Below are 22,122 nucleotides of genomic sequence, written 5' to 3'. Positions count from 1 at the left end.
ATTACCAGGTACTGCTGTCTTCAAAATCGAATTCGCTTTCTGCGCTGTTCTCGCTCTGTTCTGCTCTGTGTTCGGCGCGAGTGTCGCGGCGATCTCGACGGCCGTCCTGACCGCGTACCGCTGTCACGTCGTCGTTGAATTCAGGAGCGTCTTCGCTCTGTTTCCGGTCAGTCTCAACCGGGTCAGTATCTCGATGGCGACGATAGCGCATCGCTCGGCCCCCAGCGGTTCCCAGCATCGATAGAGCGAACATCGCTGTCGGGCCGACATCGACATCGTGCTCGTCACACATGGCGATGAACAGCTCTGCATTGGCCGCTTTCTCCTGTTCAGAGAGTTCCCAGCCCTCCCAGTCAGTCATCGTCGCGGTCATCGAGAAGGGCATTCCAATGAGGTGCTTCACGACCGTCTCATCAACTACCATGCCGCTGGCCTGCTGGGTTCCCGCTGGTGAGTGGTCACCGCCGGAGTCGGGTTGTCCCTCGGCACTGTCGCCGCTCTCTCCTGGCTCCTCACCGAAGGCGTCAGCGAACGTCTCACGGACTTCCTCGCGGCGCTGTCGTTCTCCCTCGCTATCTGCTTCCGCTACGATTTCGTCTGTTGAACGGTCGCTATCGCCACGTATCCGGTCCAACAGGCCACCGCTATCCTCGCTGTTCTCGCTACTGTCGTTCTGCTCCTGCTGTTCTGGTTTCTCAGCGTGTTTGCTATTCTCGCTCTGATTCGCTGGTGACGCCGACTCACTCGGTTCGAGGTCGTCTGGTGACAGCCCGTCTAAGTCGACACCGCTGGGTGGTTCTACTGCTGTTCCTTCGTCGTCTGGCGCTCCTTCAGGGGATAGCTTCTCTTTCCCCTCGTGACCGACGGAGATAGCGTCTGTCTGTGTCTCTGTGCTGGCGCTCGTACTCTCTGAGTTTGTCACTGTCTGGGTTCCTCCCTCCGGTTCGCTATCGTTGCCACTGTCGACGTTCTCGCTCTCACTGAGTGCGAGTGTATCTGTGAGAAAATTCTCTAATTCTGCCTCCTCTACACCGACAATTCGCCCGTACCCGTGTTCCCCGGCGAGACGCTGTTTCTCGCTGTACGGTAGCGCCTCTAATTCCGCTACTGTAGAAGGGTCCGCAGGTTGGGAGCTGTCTGTTTCCTCGCTGGCGGCCATGCGGCCGGCGATAGTGGCACTACTAACAAGGGTGCTCGCTTGTTGTCAACAACAGAGAATAGAGAAACGGGTTACTTTGACTGGTGTTCAATCTGAGACAACTTGTCACGAATCGCATCTCGTATCAAATCAGAGCGGCTGTGGTATCCGGCCGCTACGTAGTTCTCGTCGATGTTTTCGACCATTGACTCGGGCATCGATACACCGGTTGTATTTCGAGTCATAGTCTTTGATGGGGCTATATACAAAATAAAACCTGTTGCTTAGTTAATAATTAACTAAGCAAGACGGATATCACGCATCGGCAGTTTGGTTCTGAGTTCCACCCTTACGTGAGAACGGTCGGACGTGGACAGCGGTGTAGTCGCTTGGTGGTATCCCGTTCTGAAGATGGACATACCCGCGTTTCTCAAGTCGGGCAAGAAGGCGCTGTGCGTCTTGTTGGTCGATACTATCGACAGCCTGAGCAAGTGCACGCTTCGCGCTTTCTCCTCGGACAATGCCGTTATCAGTGCGCTTCTCGCAGAGCGTCCGGTAGGCAATGGCAAGTTCTCGATTGTCCGGGTCAGCATATGGTTCAAGCCCGCCATCAGTCTCCGGCTCCGAAACGCGCTGACGAACGTATTCCTCTAGATCGGCGCTCATGTTGTCGACCTGTTCCTTGTACTGTTCTTTCAGCGTGGTCGACAGACGGAAGGTGATTTTGTCACTCCCATCTTCTTCGTGAAGTTGGCTTCCACCAGTCATGTCTGACTAGCCACCTCCCCGTAAGACGGGGCCGAATCCCCATACGGCGCGGTGACGGACGCCGATGTTGGTACGTGTAGGACAGCCCCCCATGGGGTCGCCAGAAGGTCACGCGCTAGGGCGGGCGTGCGCGCCTGTGTCATCGGCGGCCCTCCATCTCGTCACGGGCAGAGCGGAGTAGGTTCCCGATGGTTCCGGGCGAGCGACCGGAGAGTCGGGCGTACTCCCGAACCCCGAGGCTTCCGAGGTCACAGGTCAGGTAAGCGTCGAGTTCGGCAGGAGTGAGTTGGTTGAAAGCGGTCGGTTCGTCGTCGAGGCGGAGCCATGCTGGTGGTGATGGGTACTCGCGGCCGGTGTCGAGATGTGCGACGACGATCTGCCCGCGGACCCACTGCCACCACAGCGAAGCGACGTGGGCACACCAGCCGCCGTGGTACTGGTAGCCGGCGCAGTCGCAGTCTGCGACGAGTGTGCGGCCCTGTAGCGCCCACAGCACGCGGTGAGTGCTGTCGCCGTCACTCAGGTAGACGACACGCTCGGCGTCGTTGATAGCGCCGCCTCGGTCGTTCTCGGACTGTGCGCGCTTCCACGCCGTCGACAGCGTCCAGTCGTCGGGCATCGACAACGTCGACGGGCCACCAACAGACTGAGGCAGGTCGTCGCTCGCCTGCCAGCTGCGGCTGGCACGGCTCATGGACGACACACCCCCTCGTCTAGCGCCGGGCACGGCTGTCGTGGTGATTCGATGTAGCCGCCGCAGTAGTCGCAGATGGACAGCTCGTGAGCCCGCTGAATACTCACAGCGACCACCCCGTAGAGCGGCCGCTAACTGTTAGGAAACCCGGGAAAAAGGGTTTGTATGGTATGGGCCGGCGCGAATTCGAATCGCGGTTACGGCCACCCGAAGGCCGAAGGATACCAGGCTACCCCACCGGCCCGTGCGATAGCAATCGGCTAGAAGACAGGGTCAGTTTTAACGGTTGCGAAACGGCGGGAAGCGGAGCGGTTTCACCGGCGGCCCGCAAGCGGGAGGTATGGACCGCCACGACGAACGCATTCCGACGGAGACGTTCGCGACCTGTCTCGACAATATGCCCCAGCCCTGTGTCGACCTCGTCGTCGAGTACGAGGGTGGTATCTTGCTGACACGGCGGCAGAACGAGCCAGCCAAAGGCGAGTGGTTCTGGCCGGGGAGTCGCCTCTACAAGGGCGAGCGGCTGGACGACGCGGCAGAACGCATCGCCCGGGAGGAACTCGGCCTCACATCGGTTGCGACGGAACGGCTTGGCGTCAGCGAACACTTCTGGGACACGTCGTCAGTCGACGGTGTCGACTCCAGACACACGATACCGATTGTCTACCGAGTCGTGCCCGACGGCGGAGCGGAGATTACACTCGACGACCAGCACGACTCGTATCGCACCGTCACGGAGCCACCGGCAGATGCAAACCAGTACGTCACGGAATACTTCGAGCGATTCGATATCGGCCAGTAGCGGGTGAACAGTGCTGTTTTGCGGACGAATACGTGTCTCATGAGCAGTCAGGCTGGACGAGACTAGCAGGCAACTGAACAGAAGATTGATTACGCATCGCAGTTACTCACTAACTGAGTAACTATGACCATCCTCATCACTGGCGGCGACGGCTACGTCGGGTGGCCGGCCGCACTGCGAATCGCGGACCGAACGGACGACCGAGTGCTGCTCGTAGACAACTTCGCCCGACGGGAGTGGGTCGAGGACGTCGGCGCGACGAGCGCGACACCGGTTGCCAGCATCGACGAGCGCCTCGATGCGGCTCGCGAGGTCCACGGCCTGACGAACCTCTCCTTCGTCGAGGGCGACCTCGCCGAGAAGGCCTTCGTCGACGAACTGCTGACGGTCCACGAGCCGGAGGTCGTCGTCCACACCGCCGCCCAGCCCTCCGCGCCGTACTCCCAGATCAACGGCGAGCGAGCGAACTACACTCAGCACAACAACCTACAGGCGACGCGGAACCTCCTGTGGGGCCTCGAAGAACACGACCTCACGGACACCCATTTCGTCGAGACGACGACGACGGGCGTCTACGGCGCGCCGGAGTTCCCGATTCCGGAAGGCGGCGCGGCGATGGAGAACCAGGGCGAGCGCGACGACGTGCCGTTCCCCAACATGGGCGGGAGCTGGTACCACGCGACCAAGGGCTTCGACGCACAGAACATGCGCCTGGCCCACACGCAGTTCGACATCCCGATTTCGGACGTGCGAACGGCCATTGTCTACGGTACCGAGACCGAGGAGACCCGCGAGGACGACCGGCTGAAGACCCGCTTCGACTTCGACTACTACTTCGGGACGGTCACGCACCGCTTCTGTGCGCAGGCCGTCGCGGGCTACCCCGTCACCGTCTACGGCAAGGGCGAACAGCGCAAGCCGTTCATTTCGCTGGAGGACGCCGTCGAAGGGCTGGCCGAAGTGGCCCTGACTGATCCCGACGAGCGCCCCGAGGGTCTGACGGTGTACAACCAGGTCACGCGCGCCATCAGCATCGTCGAAATCGCCGAGACCATCGCCGACGTGGGTAGCGAGTACGACCTCGATGTGGACGTCGAGCACTTCGAGAACCCCCGCGACGAGGACGAGACGCACAAGATGGAGATCGAAAACGACCGCTACGCCGACCTCATCGGCGGCCAGTCCCAGTCCTTCGAGGACGGCGTCGGCGACATCTTCGGGACGCTGACGCGGTACGCCGACACCATCGAAGCCCACGAGGACCGGTTCCTGCCGGGCGTCCTGAGCGAGGACTGACGATGGACGTGCTGGTCACCGGAGCCTGTGGCTACATCGGCAGCGCGCTGGTCCCGCTGCTGCGCGCGGACGACCGGGTGGATAGCGTCGTCGTCTTCGACGACCTCTCCTCGGGATCGCCGCGTGCGCTGCTCGGGACGCTCGGGGACGGCCTCGAATTCCGCCGCGGCGACGTCCGCGAGTACGGCGACGTGGAGAGCGCTATGCGCGGCGTCGACCGCGTCATCCACCTCGCGGCTATCACTGGCGCGTCGAGCACCCACGAGCGCCGCGAAGAGACGTTCGCCATCAACTACGACGGCACCGAGAACGTCCTGACCGCGGCCGGCAAACTCGGCGTCGACCACGTCGTCTTCGCCTCCTCGTGTAACGTCTACGGCCGCGCGACCAGCACCGACATCGACGAGACAATCGATCCGGACCCGATAAACCCCTACGCGGAGACGAAACTCCAGTCCGAGACGCTGCTACGGGAGTACTGCGAGGAGTTCGACATGACCGGCACCGCCTTGCGGATGGCCACCAACTTCGGCCACGCGCCGGGCATCCGGTTCAACCTCGTCGTGAACTACTTCGTGTTCCGCGCGCTCACCGGCCGCCCGCTCACCGTCTACGGCGACGGCTCGAACTGGCGGCCGTTCATCCACGTCCGGGACGCCGCCCGCGCCTACGCGGAGGCCGCGTGCGACCCCGAGTCCTGGGCCGAGTCGGTGTACAACGTCGGGTCGATGGAATCGAACTACCAGATCTCGGAAATCGCCGATATCGTCGCCGACGAGGTCGCCCCGGTCGACGTGACCTATCTCGAAGACGAGCATCCCGGCCCGTCGTATCACGTCAACTTCGACCGACTGAGTCAGACCGGCTTCGAACCATCGTGGACGCTCCGTGAGGGCGTCCGCGACCTCGCAGAGAAATTTACCACCAATGCCTGAGACAGAACCCACAGACAACACGCCCCACATCGCCGTCACCGGCGGTGCGGGCTACATCGGCAGTCGCGTCATCTACGAGCTACAGCAGGCCCACCCCGACTGGGAGATCACCGCCATCGACAACTTCTATCTCGGCACCGTGCGGTCCGTCGGCGATGTCGACATCGAACACGTCGATATCCGGAACCGGGACCGACTGGAAGCGGTGCTAGACGGGGCCGACGTCGTGATGCACCTCGCCGCGGTTTCCGGCGTCGACGACTGCGAAGAGAAGCAGGACTTGGCCTACGAGGTCAACGTTCAGGGGACCGACAACGTCGCCTGGTTCTGCCGCAAGACCGGCGCGGCGCTGATCTTCCCGTTCTCGATGGCCGTTATCGGCGACCCACAGGAGTTCCCCATTACGGTCGACCACCCCCGAGACCCGCTGAACTGGTACGGGCGGACGAAACTGCTCAACGAGCGCGACATCGAGACGTACGCCGAGGGCGCGTTCCCCGCCCACCAGTTCATGATCTCGAACCTCTACGGCAGTCACGAGATAGACGGTCAAACCGTCTCAAAGGGGACTGTCATCAACTTCTTCGTGAACCGCGCGCTCGCCGGCGAGACGCTGACCGTCTACGAGCCCGGGACGCAGTCCCGGAACTTCATCCACGTCAAGGACGTGGCCCGGGCGTACGTCGACAGTTGCGAACGGCTACTGGAGCAACTGGACCGCGGCGAGACCGGCGTCGAGAAGTACGAAATCGCCAGCGACGAAGACCCGGGTGTTCACACCGTCGCCAAACTCGTCAAGGATATCGCCGCCTCGGCCGCCGACATCGATGCCGACGTGGAACTGGTCGAGAACCCGCGGGGCGACGACGAGACGCTCGTCGATTCGTTCCCGGTCGACACCGGCCGAACGACCGACGTACTGGGCTGGACGCCGGAACACGACGTGGAATCGGCGGTTCGAGCGGCGCTAGAGTCGGCAAACACGTAGACGGCGAGTCCCGATGGATTTATTCGCCAGACCGGAAAGAGAGGATACATGAGCGATACGCCCGGGGCGGGAGCGGTACTCGATGACCGACCCGAGCTACGAGACGCGACAGCGGCGGTTCTGGCCGTCGACGACGAACAGGACGGCTGGACGTTCGACGACATTCCCATCGATTCGGGCCAGTTCGGTGAACTCGTCTCAGCGGGCATCGTCGAGAAAGACGGTGACGAGTACCGCGTCGCTGATCCCGACACTGTGCGGGCCGCGCTCAACGATGACTCCGCGGTTGGTAGCGACAGCGAGAGCGGGACGGCTCTCGGTGACGCGCTACGGTTTGATTTCGACGCGCGAGCAACTGGCCTGCTCGTCGCTGCTCTAGCGGTCGTGTTTGTCGCCCGAACGTACGTCATCGGGTCGATCTACCGCGGCGACGACATCGTCCTGTCGAGTAACGATCCGTATTACTACAGATATCACGTCGAGCAGGTCGCGGCAAGCGCTGGCGGCCCGGCCGATTTCGGAGCGCTCTCCGTGATTCCGGATGTAGTAACCAACGGGGAGCCACTCACGGTCGCGACGCTCTGGTGGGTCGCCAGCCTCTTCGGCGGGAGCAAAGCAGTTATTGGCCACGTTCTCGCTTGGTATCCGGTCGTGTCGGCACTCGTCACGGGCGTCCTGCTCTATCTACTCGCGGTTCGGGTGTCCGGCGATCGGCGTGTCGGTCTCGCATCGGTCCTCTTCCTGGCGTTCATTCCCGGCCACGCCTTTCGGACGAGCCTGGGTTTCGCAGATCACCACGCCTTCGACTATCCCTGGCTGGGACTCACCGCGCTTGCACTCGTGGTCGCACTAACGACGGCCACGAACCGAACGTCGCTTCGGCGACCCCAGCCGTGGATCGCCGCGGTCGGTATCGGTGTCGGGATTGCCGGACAGGTACTTGCGTGGGAAGCCGGGCCATTGCTTGTCCTGCCGGTCTGTCTGGTGGTGCTGGGACAGACACTGCTGGATGGCTCAAACGACCGGTCGGCACTGGTCAGGAACGCGCCGGTCCTTGCCGGCGTTAGCCTCGGCGCGATACTCGCCTGGAGTGTTCATACTGTCACCGGCTGGCAGACTGCGCTCGTCGCTAGCACGCCAGCACTGCTGACGCTGGGCACTGTCGTCGTCATCGCGACAGCAGAAGCGGCCAGACGATTCGGTGGCACTGCCAGACAACTGGCTGTGGTCGATGTCGGACTTGGCGTCGTCAGCCTCCTCGTCTTTCGTTTCGGCTTCACAGAACAGTGGGGCACGTTCGACAGGCGGCTCGATACGCTGTTTCGGTCCGACGCGATCGCCGAGACGTACGGACTGTTCAGCGCAGACGCCTTCGGCTTCCTGTTCCTGCTCGGCCTGACGCTGTTCCTGGCGCTTCCAGCAATGGCGTGGGGAATCGACCTCGCTCGGAACGACCGAAGCGGCTGGCTCGTCGCCAGTAGCTACGCCTGGGTGCTGTTCGCTCTCGCCGTGATTCAGGTCCGTTTCGTCGGCGAACTGGCCCCGTTTCTCGCACTGTTCGCCGGCCTCGCGTTCGTCTGGGCCGCCTCGTGGGTCGATCTCGCCCGACCGGTGCTGACGACTGGCGACAGCGACCTTCGAGACGTACTCGTTCCCGACAGCCGGGCAGTTGCATCGCTGGTCGTGTTGTTTCTGTTGTTCGGGGCCCTCGGAATGGTGCAGGTTCCAGTCAAAACGAGCCAGGTGCTCGTCGAGGACGGGACCTACAGTGCGGCGACTGCAATCGAGGCAGACGCCGCCGATCGCGGGCTCGATTACCCCGAAAACTACGTCCTCAGCCGCTGGGGACAGAACCGCGTGTACAACTACTTCGTCAACGGTGAGTCACGGAGCTACAGCTACGCCCGCCAGACGTACGGGCCGTTTGTCGCAGCAACGGACCCTGATGAGGCCCACAATCGGATTTCCGGTCGAGTCGGATACGTCGTAACGACAGAGATGGAACTGGAGGAACCCAGCACGATGTACACTCGGTTACACCAGCACTTCGGAAGCCAGAACGGAGATGTGGACGGACTGGCCCGCTACCGGCCGCTCTTCACGAGCGAAGACGGGAGCCACAAGGCGTTCGCGGTCGTTCCCGGTGGAGAGATCCGGGGGACTGCAGCCCCGAATTCGACCGTCTCGGTCGCAACGACAGTCGCCGTCTCAGACAGGGAGGTCGACTACGAGCGCCAGACGACAGCCGACCGGAACGGTGCGTTCACTGTTACCGTCGCAAACCCCGGGATATACACCGTGACGACCGATAGCGGAAGTGAAACGACCGTCGAAGTCACAGAACAGACAGTGTACGACGGCGGCAACGTCACTGTCGAGTGATTTTCGGAGACAGACACGCTGTGGTTCTGAAGCGAAACGACCATTGTACCCACCGAAAGAACAGAGAGTGTGCGCGTCTGGGTTCGTGCCGTCATCGTACTTGTGCTGTGTCTGATACTCGGTGGACTGTTCGTCCACGCGGCAGTTACAGAAGAGCAGCGGTCCCCGTATCCAGATGCTGCGGACCTTTCGACCGGGTACGAGTCGTACGTCGGACAGCACCTCATGGTGTTTGGAACAGTGACGGAGACCGGCGATGGCGGAATGGCAATCAGGGCCGAAAGCGACGGGACGGCAATAACGCTCAGGGTCACTGGGACGGAAGCGGCCGTCGAACCCGGTGGCGTCGTTCAGGTGTACGGAACGCTTGAGCCAGATCGGGCGATAGCGGCCGAGCGCGTCGAAGTCGTCAACAGCAGTCGGTGGGCGGAGTTCTACAAGTACGGTGCCTCGGCTGTCGGCGCGCTTGGATTCCTACTCCTGTTCTTCCGCTATTGGCGTGTCGACCGAGATACGTGGACACTGGAGGCCCGCGATGGCTGACCTGTTGACCCACCTGCTCGTACCATACATCCTCCTCACGGTCGCGAGCTGGCGCGTCGACTGGCTCGATAAGCGCTGGGTCGTCGTTGGGATGGGTGGTGCGGCAATTCCCGATCTGGTGAAAGTCGGAATCGTAGTTGATGAGAGCACGGTCGAAGCACTTCTCGGTATTCCGTTTACCTATGCTCCCCTCTCCACACTCGGTGGATTTCTGCTACTGGCCGGTGTCATCACCGTCGCATTCGAGAGACGCCACTGGCGGCGCGTGTTCGGCCTCGTAACCTTCGGCGGCCTCACGTCGCTGCTGCTCGATGGGATGCGAGTGTACGCCGACGGGCGAGCGAGTGCCTGGCTGTATCCGTTCACGAACTGGCGGCCGCCGACGCCGAGCCTGTACGTGTCTTCGGACCCGACCGTGCTCGTTGTGGCGCTACTCGCTGCCGGCACGGTAGCCGTCATCGACAGGCGAATACAGGCAGGTAACTGACTGCGCTACCAGGTCAATCCTTCGTAGGTGATACCGTCGCGCCGCTCGATGATGCGTCGACCGTCAACGACGACGGAGTCTGCCATCTCGTCGAACGCAGCGTCGAGCGCTGCGAACTCGTCCCAGTCAGTGACGACAACAGCGCCTGACGCACCCGCAAGGGCGGCCGCCGCCGAGTCGGCGTACTCGATGTCGGGATAGCGCTCGCGCATGTTCTCGGTGGCAACGGGGTCGTAGGCGACGATTTCCGCGCCACGTTCTTTGAGTCCCTCGATGACCGGAACCGCGCGCGTGTTCCGGATGTCGTCCGTTCCGGGTTTGAACGCCAGGCCGAGAACGGCGATGCGTTTGCCGGACACGTCGACGTGGTCGTCAAGTAGGGAGAGGAGGCGCTCGGGCTGGGCGTCGTTCAGTTCCACGGCCGCCGAAAGGACGGCGGGGTCGTAGCCCTGTTCCCGCGCAGCGGCGATGATGGCATCCGTGTCCTTCGGGAAGCAACTGCCGCCCCAGCCGACGCCGCTCCGGAGGAACTGCTCGCCGATGCGGTCGTCGAGTCCGATGGCATCGGCGACCTCGTAGGCGTCGACGCCGAACTCCTTGCAGATGTTCCCGATGTCGTTGATGAGGCTGACTTTCGTCGCCAGAAACGTGTTGTTGGCGTACTTTATCATCTCGGCCTCGGCGATACCGGTCTCGACGACCGGCACGTCGCCGTCAGCGGCCTCACGCAGTGGTGCGTAGAGGTCATGGAGAAGGTCCGTCGCGCGGTCGTCGTCCGTCCCGAAGACGAGTTTGTCGGGGTTCAGGAAGTCCGCGACGGCCGTCCCCTCGCGCTGGAACTCGGGATTGGACGCGACGAGGAAGTCCGTCCCGCGTTCGAGACCGGCGTCGGCGATACGGGGGGCGAGCCGGTCCTCGGTCGTGTTTGGGACGACAGTCGACTTCGTGACGACGAGGTGTGGATCCGTTGCCGCGTTCTCGGCGCCGGCCAGCGCCTCGCCGACGGATGCCGCACCGGCTTCCATGAACTGGAGGTCGATGCTCCCGTCGTCGTTCGAGGGCGTCGGGAGCGCCAGCATCGTCAGTTCAGTATCGAGGATCTCGTCGTAGTCGGTACTTGCCCGAAGTCGACCGCCGCCGTGTTCGGCGACGAGTTCGTCGAGGCCAGGTTCGTGTATCGGCGGCCGGCCGTCGTTGACCGTGTCGACGATGTCCTCGTCGATGTCTATCGTTACCACTTCGTGTCCGAGATCCGCAAGACACGCCGCGACCGTCGTCCCGACGTATCCGCTCCCGACAATACTGACGTTCATCGGGCGGCAGTAGTCGAGGGGCGGATATTATAATTCGGATCTTATAATTCGACAAGAGTTTTATCGGACGGCCAACGAATTGAGATATATGAAAGCTGTCGTACTCGCCGCTGGTGAGGGGACCCGTCTCCGCCCGCTGACCGAAGACAAGCCGAAGGGAATGGTAGAGGTCGCGGGGAAACCGATTCTGACCCACTGCTTCGAGCAGTTGATCGAACTAGGCGCTGACGAACTGCTGGTAGTTGTCGGCTACAAGAAGCAGGCCATCATTAATCACTACGAGGACGAGTTCGAAGGCGTCCCGATCACCTACACCCACCAGCGCGAGCAGAACGGCCTCGCACACGCGCTTCTGACCGTCGAGGAGCACGTCGACGACGACTTCATGCTGATGCTCGGCGACAACATCTTCGAAGCGAACCTCCGAGATGTCGTCAACCGTCAGGCGGAGGAACGTGCCGACGCCGCTTTCCTCGTTGAGGAAGTCCCATGGGATGAGGCCGGGCGGTACGGTGTCTGTGACACCAACAAGTACGGCGAGATCACCGAAGTCGTCGAAAAACCGGAGGAGCCGCCGTCGAACCTAGTGATGACCGGGTTCTATACGTTCACGCCGGCCATCTTCCACGCCTGCCATCTGGTACAGCCCTCCAACCGCGGCGAGTACGAGATCAGTGACGCGATTGACCTCCTGTTGCACTCCGGGCGGACGATCGACGCGATCCGCATGGACGGCTGGCGGAACGATATCGGCTATCCAGCTGACCGCGATCAGGCCGAGGAACGGCTACAGGGCGAGATTGACCCGGAAATGGCTGCCGAGAATATCGCTGCAAGCGAGTGAGGGGCCACACAGGATAGCCTGGTCAGTAACCAGTGAGGACCACACAGTCACGTAGTTGGATCGACGTTGTGATAGCCGATACGACTGCGCTGGTACGTTCGTCGTGGGTGCGTCAGTACGCAAACAGCTCTCGTGCAATACTGTCTCTCAGTAGCACACCGTCTATTCAGGGCGGTTTGACTACAGTAGCTTCAGTATTTGAGTCCCGGGACGCAGGACTTATCCCGGAACTCGGCAATCACACTGATAATGGATAGTGGCTGGCGGTACCGGGTCGCAAGTGTAGCCGGCGTCGTCGTGCTGACAGCGGCCGCCGTCGCACTTGTTAACAACGCTACCATCCAGTCGATAGCGACAACCATCCCGGTGTTCAATCGGCTACCGACTGACCCCCCAACTGGGTCGGAGTTCACGTTTGAACTGTTGGTCACAATCGCAGTCGTCGTTAGTGTGTTCCTCCCACTGTACAAACCCCGCCCGCGAAGAATTCTCGACGCTATAGCACTGGCCCAGAAGCGGGTGCTCGTAGCAGTTCTTGTTCTGGCGACAATCGGCTACTTCGACTACACGTACCGATTGCCGCGCTTGACGGTCGTGTTAGTAACTCCCTTATTACTGGTCGCACTGCCCACATGGTTCGTGTGGATTCGCAAGCGGCCGTCGTCGAACGGCGAACGAACCATCGTCGTTGGGGACGACCTCAAGGTGATAGAAGAAGTGGCAAGTGAAGTCGACGGGACGCTCCTGGGCTATCTCTGTCCAACGAGTGTCATTACGACAATCGAACGGACCGAAGCCATCGCTGACGGCGGCACTAACCCGAGTGGGTTGGAACGGTTAGGTGGCCTCTCGCGAATCGAGGACGTGCTCGTCGAGTATGATATCGATACGGTCGTGCTGGCGTTTGAACATGCCGACCGGGCGGAGTTCTTCGGCGCTCTCGACGCCTGTTACGAGTACGGTGTCAACGCGAAAGTCCATCGCGACCATACAGACTCTGTGTTGACCGCCAGCGGTGGCGTCGGAACCCTGATCGACGTGGAGATCGAGCCATGGGACATACAGGACTATATTCTCAAGCGCGCGTTCGATATCGCGTTTGCATCGGCTGGGCTGGTCGCGCTATCGCCCGTGATTGTTGGGATCATAGTCGCGATAAAGCTGGACGATGGCGGCTCAATACTGTACCAGCAAGACCGGACAGCAGTTTTCGGTGAAACCTTCTCCATCTACAAGTTCCGGTCGATGATCGAGAACGCCGAAGACGAGACCGGCGTGAAAATCAGTGACGAGGATGCGGGTGGGATCGATCCACGCGTGACATCGGTTGGCCGAGTGCTGCGACAGACGCACTTGGATGAGATACCACAGCTCTGGTCGATACTACGGGGTGATATGAGCGTCGTCGGCCCACGGCCCGAACGGCCGGAACTGGACTCGGATATCCAGACCGGTGTCATTGACTGGCAGAAACGATGGTTCGTCAAGCCAGGCCTGACCGGGCCCGCCCAGGTTAATCATGTGACTGGAAAAGAGCCGAGCGAAAAGCTGCGATACGACCTCGAATACGTGCGTGACCAGTCGTTTAGCTATGATATGAAGCTTGTTTCAAGGCAGGTCTGGAGCGTTCTTATTGACCTCGTGATGGCATACAGGAATCGGTGAGAACTGGCAGGCCATTGTACGACCCACTTGCTCCAGTATCGGCCGGAGTACACCGTTCGTAGTGAACTCACGTATCTCGGAAAAACGCTCCAGCAGATGGTATCGCGGCACAAACCCTGGGAAGCATACGAGTTATACACTCTATGCTCGGTGCTGTCACATCTTGAGTTGCGAGACCCTAGAGAAATTCTGCCCCCACCTCTGTAGCCTGCTCTGGAAAAGCGAGCCGCTCCGGTTCAACAACAGCTAAATTAGTGGCAACCCCGATCCGATAGAGCTCCCAGAGAGCCGCAAATAGCCAGCTACGCGCTGCTCACTCGACTGTCACGCTTTTCGCCAGGTTTCGCGGCTTGTCGATGTTCCGCCCCAGCAACGCGGCCGTGTGATACGACACCAGTTGCAGATGCGTGTTCGCCAGCACCGCAGCGGCTCGCGGATGGGTTTCCGGAATCTGGAGCACATGGTCGGCGTACCGTTCAACGTCGCTCTGTCCGTCCGTAATCGCGACCACCGGCGCGTCCCGTGCTTCGACCTCTTTGACGTTCCCGATCGTCTTGCGGGTGCGCTCGTCGTCACCAGTCACGATAGCGAACACGGGCGTGTTCTCGGTCACCAGCGCCAACGGGCCGTGTTTCAGCTCACCCGCAGCGAAGCCCTCGGCGTGCTTGTACGTAATCTCCTTCATTTTCAGCGCGCCTTCGAGCGCCACGGGATTCTGATACCCGCGGCCGATGAAGAAGTAGGCGTTGGCGTCTTGATACAACTCAGCGACCTCCTGAGCGGCAGATTCGTCGAGAACCTCCTGAACGTGACCGGGGAGGTCACGGAGTGCGCTGATGACCTGCCGGGCGTCGCCGGTTGTGGACGTTCCGAGTGCGAGCAGGTTCAGCGCGGCCAGTTGTGAGGCGAAAGTCTTGGTCGCGGCGACGCCGATTTCCGGCCCAGCACGGATGTACAGCGCGTGATCGCACTCGCGGGCCGCGGTAGAGCCGACGACGTTGGTCACAGCCAGCGTTCGCGCGCCGCGGCGGCGAGCCGCCCGAAGTGCCGATAGCGTGTCCGCAGTCTCGCCGCTCTGTGTGACGCCGACGACGAGCGCGTCACCGATGGGTGGCGTGGCAGTGGCGTACTCGCTTGCGAGGAACGCCTGGGCGGGGATACCGGCTTCGCGGAACAGTTGCGCGCCATGCAGGGCGGCGTGGTAGGAGGTCCCGCAGGCGACGAACTGGACGCCGGTCGGGGAGAGATCTCCGAGGTCACCGATGTCGACCGTCCCGGCGAGTTCGTCGACGCGGCCGCGGAGACACTGCCGGAGCGCACGAGGTTGCTCGTGAATCTCTTTGAGCATGAAATGGTCGTAGCCGCTCTTGCCGGTCTCTTCGGGGTCCCACTGGATAGTGTCGATGTCTTTCTCGACGACATTGCCGTCGGTGTCAGTCACAGCCCACCCATCACCGTTGAGTCGGGCGAACTCGCCGTCAGCGAGATAGACGACCTTGTCGGTGAAGTCCCGGAAGGCGGGTACGTCACTGGCCAGATAAGTCGCATCGTCGTCGATGCCTAACACGAGCGGCGAATCGTTCCGCGCAGCGAACACCGAGTCACAGCCGGCGATGACGACGGCGACGGCGTAGCTGCCTTCAAGTCGGCTGACCGTCTCTCTGACAGCGTCTTCGGGGTCGGCTCCGGCGTCCAGCGCGTCCTCGATGAGATGGGGGACGACCTCCGTATCGGTGTCAGATGTGAAGGTGTGGCCGGCGCTCACGAGTTCGTCTCTCAGGGACTGGTAGTTCTCGATGATACCGTTGTGGACGACCGCGACCTCACCGGTGCAGTCCTGATGGGGGTGGGCGTTCTCGTCGGTCGGCGGGCCGTGCGTGCTCCAGCGGGTGTGGCCGATGCCGACCGAGCCCGAGAGCGTCCGTTCCGACAGCGCGTCGCGCAAGTCGGCGATTTTGCCGGAGTGTTTGCACAGGTCGATGTGGCTGTTCGCCAGTGCGACGCCGGCGGAATCGTACCCGCGGTACTCCAGTTTCGAGAGGCCGTGGACGAGCGTGTCGAGCGTCTCGTCGCCGCGGCCGACACAGCCGATGATACCACACATCAGCGGACCACCTCCGCGCCCTCGCGGACGGTTCCATCGACTGTCACGCCAGTGGCGAGCCGAGCGTTGGGGCCCACGAGCGATCCGGAGACGAAGCTCACGTCACCGAGTGCAACAGCACGGTCGGCGATAACGGCACCGAGCCGCTGGTCCTCGAACACTTCCGTGCCGACCTGGACATCGGCCGGGCCGCCGGGGACGACCGTATTGACACCCAGGTTCACGTCCTGACCGGTGACAGTATCGACGAGGGTCGAACTCGGGTCGACACGCGTATCGGCGTCGAGGACGGTGTGCTGGACGACGCTGTTGGCCCCGATAGTGGTGTTACGGCCAAGCGCGACGTTCGGACCGATGACAGCGTCCGGTCCGACCTCGCAGTCCGGGCCAATGACGACCGGCGACTGGAGGGTCGCCTCGTCGTGGACGCGTGCGGAGTTGTCGACCCATACCTGCTCGTCGCGGGCCGATTCGACGACCCGACCCCGGGCCAGTACCTCGCGCGCGACGGTCAACAGGTCCCACGGGTATGTCGCGTCGACCCACATGCCGTCGACCTCGACTGCCTGAATGCGGTCAGATTCGAGCAGGAGTTCGATAGTGTCGGTCAGTGCCAGCTCGCCGGCGTGCCGCGTCGTTTCGTCGATAGCCTCGAAGATGTCGCCGTCGAAGGCGTACACGCCGCCGTTGATGAGCCTGAACTCGTCGTGTTGGGGCTTTTCGACGATGTCGACAATATCGCCGTCCTGTACCTCGACGGCACCGTACCGACTGGTGTCCTGTCGTTCGATGACAGCGATGCTTGTGTGCCCAGTCTCCGCGTAGGAGGTATCTACCGACTCGATAGTGGCCGCGTCGACGAGACGATCACCGTTCATCACCAGAACCGGGCCGTCGACGACGCTCCGCGCCTGGAGGAGCGCGTGCCCGCTACCGAGCTGTTTCGTCTGGCTCACGTAGGAAATAGGAATGCCACGGTACGTCGGCCCGAAGTGGTCCTGAACGCGGTCGCGCTTGTAGCCGACGACGGCGACCAGCTTCTCGATGCCTGCCTCGACTAGTGCGTCGAAGACGTGTTCGAGGATCGGACGGTTCGCGGCCGGAAGCATTGGTTTTGGCCGGTTTCGCGTCAACGGCCGGAGGCGAGTCCCTTCACCCGCAGCGAGGACCACAGCCGTATCGATGTGCATACCTGTTGCAGACGGAGGAGGGGCTTCAATATGGCGGCCTTACCGAGATTGGTCGGCGTCTACTCGCCACGCATGTCCAGTTTGTGGCGTCGAAACCGAACGGGAGGGAGCGTCCGAGACAGTCGGTCCTCGCGACGCTTCACTGGTTCCGGGTACGGACTACTGCTCGCCCATCCGCTCGCCGGCGACCCGACGGCCCTTCGTCGTCAGATTCACTTCCGTCCGCTCCCGGAGCACGCTTATCACGTCGAGTTCGATCAGTCGGTCGAAGATTTCCTCGGTTTTCTCAACGTCAATGCCGACGAAGTTGGGAATGTCGAACGGCGACACGCCGGAGTGTAGCGCCATGATTACCCGCTTCTCAGTCGAGCTCAGGTCCAGATCGGCCTGGTTCTGTTCGGCGCTCTCTTCGAGCATCGTCCGGAGGACGGTTGCGTGGAACTCCTCGCCCGCGAGATGTGTTTCGACGCTGATGTCGTCCTCGCTGTGCTCGACCTGAATGACCGTCCGTTCCTCGCCGCTGACCTGCTTCTCTTCGACAGCGAGGTCACCGATGTCGGCGCGGTCGATGACAACGGCTTGCCCGTCAGCCATCGCGAGTTTCAGCGCCTCGTCGGTCACTTTGAGGCGGCCCTTCGTCCACTCGGCGGACTGGACGACGCCGCCTTTCAGTGCAGGGTGTTGAACCAGCACGATTGCGCCGTCGAGACTCGCCCGGTAGAAGTCGGTCTCGAACGTCCTGTGGTCCGATGCCGACACGAGGATAACGTCCTCGCCGACGTAGAGCGCGACGTAGTCGGAGACGCCGGCGCTCTGCTGGTTCACGTCGAACCGGTCGGCGATACGGTCGATGTCGGTCAGTGAAATCTGTCGCTTGTCGTCACCCAGCAGGGCGACCCGCTCGGTGGTAAGGATAATGCGACAGTTTCGCCACTCGGCGTCGGTGAGGCGCTGGCCCTGTGAGACCGCCTGAAGGAACTGCCCCTTCGTATCGGCGATCTTCTTTTCGGTGTCGCTCATACCCCGTACCGGCCTCTCGTACACTCGTTGACCGCAGGACTCAATATAAGTTCCGTCGCCAGTGTCGAAAGTGAGAACGGCCGACTGCACTGGTGAGCCACTCACAGCGGAATCGTGCACAATTAGATAGGATATTTTTTGAGTACGGCGGTGTACTGTCAACTGATGACACGGGGTGACGAACCGGATCGGGACCAGTCCCAGACGGGGCGAGAGACAGTCGAACCACCGGACTGGTTCGTCGAACAGGCGAACGTGACGGACCCGGCCGTCTACGACCGCTTCGAACGGGAGTGGCCCGATTGCTGGCGCGAGGCCGCCGCGTTGCTCGACTGGGAGGAGCCGTTCGAGACGGTGCTCCGTGGAACAGACGGGCCACCGTTCGAATGGTTCCCCGGCGGCCGATTAAACGCCGCATACAACTGTCTCGACCGGCACCTCCCCGAGCGGAAGAACCAGCTCGCACTGGTCTGGGAGGGGCACCTCGGCGAGTCCCGCACCTACACCTACCTCGAACTGTACCGGGAAGTCAACGCCTTCGCCGCGGCGTTGCGCGAGCGCGGCGTCGGACCGGACGACGTGGTGACACTGTACCTGCCGATGGTGCCCGAACTCCCGGTCGCAATGCTGGCCTGTGCGCGCCTGGGCGTGCCACACAACGTCGTCTTCGCCGGGTTCTCCGCGGACGCACTGGCGACGCGAATGGAGCGAGCCGACTCGGAGTACCTCATCACCTGCGATGGCTACTACCGCCGCGGTAGCGCCGTCGCACAAAAGAACAAGGCGGATAACGCGCGCATCGCCGTCGACCACGACGTGTCGGTCGTGGTGCTCGACCGGCTGGGCCGTGATGTGCACTTAGGCGACGACTACGACGACTATCACGACCTGCTGGCGGCCCACGAGGGCGAGGAAGTCGAGCCGGTTTCGCGGGCGGCGGACGACCCGCTCTTTCGCATCTACACCTCGGGAACGACCGGGCAGCCGAAGGCCGTCACCCACACGACCGGCGGATATCTCGCACACGTCGCCTGGACCGCTCGGTCAGTTCTCGACATCAAGCCCGAGGACACGTACTGGTGCTCGGCCGATATCGGCTGGATTACCGGTCACTCCTACATCGTCTACGGCCCGCTCACGCTCGGCACGACAACAGTACTGTACAACGGTACGGCGGACCACCCGAAAAAAGACCAGCTGTGGGAACTCATCGAGAAGTACGCTGTCGACGTGTTCTACACCGCGCCGACAGCCGTTCGGGCGTTCATGAAGTGGGGCGAGGAGTACCCCGACCGACACGACCTCTCCAGCCTTCGCCTGCTGGGTACGGTCGGCGAACCGATGGATGCTCGCGCATGGGAGTGGTATCGCGAGCACATCGGCGGCGGCGAGTGCCCCATTGTCGACACATGGTGGCAGACCGAAACCGGAGCGGTGCTCGTATCGACGTTGCCCGGCGTCGACGAGATGAAACCCGGGGCCGCGGGAACGCCGCTGCCGGGAATCGAGGCGTCCGTCGTCGACCGCTCAGGCGCGGCGGTCGAGCCGAACACGGCCGGCGAACTCGTCGTGACGCGCCCCTGGCCGGGGATGCCGCGCGCGTTACTCGACGGAACGGACTGGGGCAGCGTCCCGGACAGCGCCGGGGAGTGGCGGTACTACCCCGAAGACAGCGTCTCGGTCGACGACGACGGCTACATCACCTTCCTCGGTCGAATCGACGACGCGATCAACGTCGCCGGCCGGCGGTTCAGCACCAAGGAACTGGAGTCGACGGTGGCCGGCGTCACCGGCGTCGCCGAAGCCGCCGTCGTCGGGGCCGACGACGAGACGACCGGAACAGCGGTGTACGCGTTCGCCTCCCCGGAGGACGGCTACACCGAGAGCGAACTCCGAGCAGCCATCGAAGACGCTATCGTCAACGCTATCGGCGGTATCGCCCGCCCCAAGGAGATCGTGTTCACGCCCGACCTTCCGAAGACGCGCTCGGGCAAAGTTATGCGCCGCCTGCTGACCGCAGTGGCGAACGACGAGGAACTGGGCGACACCAGCGCGCTACGTAACCCCGAAATCCTCGGGGAGATCCAGTCGACGACGAGAAGGGAGTGAGATATTTCGTATTTTTCTATATCACCGAAATGTTTTGTCGACAATAATGTCTTTAGTGACTGTTTTATTGGTCTCTTCCCAGCCATCCCCACGATATGACCGCAATACTTATTTCGGTATTCTCTGATTTTCCGAAGCATATGGACGGAGCAGCGGACCACATCGGTGAACGAGGGTACGAACAGCTCCGGCGTGCGGCCGAGACACACCGGTCCGACCTCGTGCTGCGGCTCGGCGCGGAGGTCGGACTCCGTCCGGCGGAGATGACGGCTGTTCGGCTGGCCGATATCACCGAGTTCGAGGGACATCGCCTGCTTGCCGTTCGGGACGGCAACGAGGTTGTCCGTGAGACGTACCTTCCGGACTCGGTCGAACACGACATACGGAAGTACGCGAACGCGGCCGGAACGGACGACGACGAGCCGCTGGTTTCCGTCTCCCCGCGTCGGCTCCAAATGCTCGTCAGTGAGGTGGCCGACCGTGCCGCCGACGCGGCACCGCACCTGCAGGAGGTTTCCACGCGGGACCTCCGGTGGCGGTTCGCTGCGAGTCTGCTGGACGACGGCGTCCCGCCGGACGTGGTCTGCGCGCTCGGCGGCTGGGACCGGCTCACCCGGCTGGAGCCGCTGCTTGACGAACCGGACCGCGAAACCATCGTCGCGGCCGTTGACGGGTCCGACGAGCGGGCGGCCCCGAGCGAGTCTCGGCGAGCCCTCGACTGGATCACGACGGTCAGCGAGGCGCTTGCGGCCGCCGCGACCGGCGAAGCAATTGCGACGGCAGTCTGTGACCACCTGACCGAGACGGCGGGCTTCGAGTTCGCCTGGCTCGCCGAGCGTACCGGCGACGGGCTGACACTGCGCACGACGACAGAGATCTCGGAGTCGGCCGTCGAGCACCAGATTCACGAGCATATCGAGTCGGTCACCGCGCCGCTAGACGTGGGCGAGGTTCGTGTCGTCGACGACAGCGCCGGACCGGTTGCGCTGGTCCCGCTCGTCAGGGAAAACACCGTCTCCGGTGTCATCGGGGTCGGTTCCAGGGAGGGGCTTACCGACGCGGAACGCGCCGTACTGTCCGCGCTCGGGGTTCAGGTCGGCCACGCACAGGTCGCCGCCGAACGCAAGCGACTCCTGCTTGCCGACACGGTGACCGAGTTGGAGTTCCACTGTGCGGACGAGCGGACCTTCACCGCCGGGGTGTCCGGGGCGTTGCAGTGTACGGTCGAACTGTCCGGCGTCGTCCCCGTTGCGGGCCAGTCGCTGCTGTACTACCTGATGGTCGACGGTGCGTCGGCCGAGTCGGTACTGTCGTACGCGGACGCCGACGACGGTGTGACAGACGCCAGACTCCTCGAAGAACACAGCGACGGCCTGCTACTGGAGGTCGTAGTCACCGACACGCCAGCGCTCCAGTTGGTCGAGAGCGGTGGCCGCGTTCGCTCTGTGACGGCCACCGACGGCGTCGCGACTATCGCAGTCGAACTCCCCAGTGAGGCCGACATCAGACCGACGGTCAACGCCGTCACCGACGCCTACCCGGAGACGTCGTTAGCGGCGAAGCGAGAGACGGAACGGCCGGCCGAGACGGAGACAGGGTTCCGCGACCGACTGACAGACACGCTCTCCGACCGGCAGGAGACCGTCCTCCAGGCGGCCTACCACAGCGGCTACTTCGAGTGGCCCCGCGGGTCGACCGCCGAAGAGCTGGCGGACTCGCTGGACGTCTCGTCGCCGACGTTGCACAATCACCTCAGGAAAGCCCAGCAGAAGGTCCTGACCGCGTTTTTCGACGACCGGCCGACCGAACCGCGACAGCCGACCGACAACTGAAACCCTGTTTCA

The 22,122-nt window shown here is 62.5% G+C and carries 19 protein-coding genes and 1 tRNA gene; 11 read left to right on the top strand and 9 right to left on the bottom strand.

What is annotated here, in order from left to right; all coding sequences use genetic code 11:
- Position 1 precedes the first annotated feature (1 nt).
- From VI340_RS01410 to VI340_RS01395, 5 genes are all read right to left on the bottom strand, one after another.
- On the bottom strand, positions 2 to 1,159 hold the full coding sequence (locus tag VI340_RS01410; protein ID WP_336357622.1) for a hypothetical protein: 1,158 nt from the start codon (positions 1,157 to 1,159) through the stop codon (positions 2 to 4).
- A 71-nt stretch (positions 1,160 to 1,230) separates the two neighbouring features.
- A complete protein-coding gene (locus VI340_RS19815) occupies positions 1,231 to 1,356 on the bottom strand; it encodes a ribbon-helix-helix domain-containing protein (protein ID WP_442905115.1) in 126 nt (41 codons plus the stop codon).
- A 97-nt stretch (positions 1,357 to 1,453) separates the two neighbouring features.
- Positions 1,454 to 1,906, bottom strand: coding sequence for a hypothetical protein (locus VI340_RS01405; protein ID WP_058992735.1), 453 nt, complete (start codon positions 1,904 to 1,906; stop codon positions 1,454 to 1,456).
- 139 nt (positions 1,907 to 2,045) lie between these two features.
- On the bottom strand, positions 2,046 to 2,600 hold the full coding sequence (locus VI340_RS01400) for an SWIM zinc finger family protein (protein ID WP_004964360.1): 555 nt from the start codon (positions 2,598 to 2,600) through the stop codon (positions 2,046 to 2,048).
- Between the two features lie 171 nt (positions 2,601 to 2,771).
- Positions 2,772 to 2,844, bottom strand: a tRNA-Pro gene (locus VI340_RS01395).
- 96 nt (positions 2,845 to 2,940) lie between these two features.
- Here VI340_RS01395 and VI340_RS01390 point away from each other — a divergent pair.
- The 7 genes from VI340_RS01390 to VI340_RS01360 all read left to right on the top strand — a co-directional run bounded on the left by VI340_RS01390 (position 2,941) and on the right by VI340_RS01360 (position 10,033).
- Entirely contained in the window at positions 2,941 to 3,402 is a 462-nt protein-coding gene (locus tag VI340_RS01390; RefSeq protein ID WP_008310982.1) for a GDP-mannose mannosyl hydrolase, read from the top strand.
- 123 nt (positions 3,403 to 3,525) lie between these two features.
- Positions 3,526 to 4,698 carry an NAD-dependent epimerase/dehydratase family protein gene (locus VI340_RS01385; protein WP_008310983.1) on the top strand — a complete coding sequence of 391 codons (1,173 nt, stop codon included), beginning with the start codon at positions 3,526 to 3,528 and terminating at the stop codon, positions 4,696 to 4,698.
- A 2-nt stretch (positions 4,699 to 4,700) separates the two neighbouring features.
- Positions 4,701 to 5,633, top strand: coding sequence for an NAD-dependent epimerase/dehydratase family protein (locus VI340_RS01380; RefSeq protein ID WP_336357621.1), 933 nt, complete (start codon positions 4,701 to 4,703; stop codon positions 5,631 to 5,633).
- Positions 5,626 to 6,621 carry an NAD-dependent epimerase/dehydratase family protein gene (locus tag VI340_RS01375; protein ID WP_336357620.1) on the top strand — a complete coding sequence of 332 codons (996 nt, stop codon included), beginning with the start codon at positions 5,626 to 5,628 and terminating at the stop codon, positions 6,619 to 6,621. Before VI340_RS01380 ends, VI340_RS01375 begins: the two co-directional genes overlap by 8 nt.
- A 48-nt stretch (positions 6,622 to 6,669) precedes the next feature.
- Positions 6,670 to 9,003 carry an STT3 domain-containing protein gene (locus tag VI340_RS01370; RefSeq protein WP_008310989.1) on the top strand — a complete coding sequence of 778 codons (2,334 nt, stop codon included), beginning with the start codon at positions 6,670 to 6,672 and terminating at the stop codon, positions 9,001 to 9,003.
- A 69-nt stretch (positions 9,004 to 9,072) separates the two neighbouring features.
- Positions 9,073 to 9,546 (top strand): hypothetical protein, encoded by a 474-nt coding sequence (locus tag VI340_RS01365; RefSeq protein WP_336357619.1) that lies wholly within the window; start codon positions 9,073 to 9,075, stop codon positions 9,544 to 9,546.
- Positions 9,539 to 10,033: a hypothetical protein gene (locus tag VI340_RS01360; protein WP_336357618.1), complete on the top strand. Its 495-nt coding sequence runs from the start codon at positions 9,539 to 9,541 to the stop codon at positions 10,031 to 10,033. The genes VI340_RS01365 and VI340_RS01360 overlap by 8 nt, the downstream gene beginning before the upstream one ends.
- Positions 10,034 to 10,038: 5 nt before the next feature.
- Here VI340_RS01360 and aglM read toward each other — a convergent pair whose 3' ends face one another.
- Positions 10,039 to 11,346 (bottom strand): UDP-glucose 6-dehydrogenase AglM, encoded by a 1,308-nt coding sequence (aglM, locus tag VI340_RS01355; protein ID WP_336357617.1) that lies wholly within the window; start codon positions 11,344 to 11,346, stop codon positions 10,039 to 10,041.
- Positions 11,347 to 11,434: 88 nt separating this feature from the next.
- On the opposite strand from aglM, the gene aglF reads away from it, so the two are divergent.
- Positions 11,435 to 12,190 (top strand): UTP--glucose-1-phosphate uridylyltransferase AglF, encoded by a 756-nt coding sequence (gene aglF, locus VI340_RS01350; protein WP_008310994.1) that lies wholly within the window; start codon positions 11,435 to 11,437, stop codon positions 12,188 to 12,190.
- A gap of 249 nt (positions 12,191 to 12,439) precedes the next feature.
- The gene (locus VI340_RS01345) at positions 12,440 to 13,855 is read left to right on the top strand and encodes a sugar transferase (RefSeq protein ID WP_336358182.1); all 1,416 of its coding nucleotides are present in this window, start codon (positions 12,440 to 12,442) and stop codon (positions 13,853 to 13,855) included.
- A 313-nt stretch (positions 13,856 to 14,168) separates the two neighbouring features.
- On the opposite strand, the gene glmS is transcribed toward VI340_RS01345, so the two are convergent.
- From glmS to VI340_RS01330, 3 genes are all read right to left on the bottom strand, one after another.
- Positions 14,169 to 15,959 carry a glutamine--fructose-6-phosphate transaminase (isomerizing) gene (gene glmS / locus VI340_RS01340; protein ID WP_008310996.1) on the bottom strand — a complete coding sequence of 597 codons (1,791 nt, stop codon included), beginning with the start codon at positions 15,957 to 15,959 and terminating at the stop codon, positions 14,169 to 14,171.
- Positions 15,959 to 17,149, bottom strand: a complete 1,191-nt coding sequence (gene glmU / locus VI340_RS01335) for a bifunctional sugar-1-phosphate nucleotidylyltransferase/acetyltransferase (protein WP_008310997.1) — start codon at positions 17,147 to 17,149, stop codon at positions 15,959 to 15,961. Before glmU ends, glmS begins: the two co-directional genes overlap by 1 nt.
- A gap of 159 nt (positions 17,150 to 17,308) precedes the next feature.
- Entirely contained in the window at positions 17,309 to 18,169 is an 861-nt protein-coding gene (locus tag VI340_RS01330; protein ID WP_336330623.1) for a CheF family chemotaxis protein, read from the bottom strand.
- Between the two features lie 165 nt (positions 18,170 to 18,334).
- On the opposite strand from VI340_RS01330, the gene acs reads away from it, so the two are divergent.
- Both acs and VI340_RS01320 read left to right on the top strand, forming a co-directional pair.
- Entirely contained in the window at positions 18,335 to 20,278 is a 1,944-nt protein-coding gene (gene acs / locus VI340_RS01325) for an acetate--CoA ligase (protein ID WP_336330624.1), read from the top strand.
- Between the two features lie 140 nt (positions 20,279 to 20,418).
- Complete coding sequence (locus VI340_RS01320; protein WP_008311002.1) at positions 20,419 to 22,110, top strand: bacterio-opsin activator domain-containing protein; 1,692 nt, start codon at positions 20,419 to 20,421, stop codon at positions 22,108 to 22,110.
- Positions 22,111 to 22,122 lie beyond the last annotated feature (12 nt).

The sequence above is a fragment of the Haloarcula sp. CGMCC 1.6347 genome (genome assembly GCF_037078395.1).
Lineage (GTDB): Archaea > Halobacteriota > Halobacteria > Halobacteriales > Haloarculaceae > Haloarcula > Haloarcula amylolytica.
This window is presented reverse-complemented; position numbering and strand designations above follow the sequence as displayed.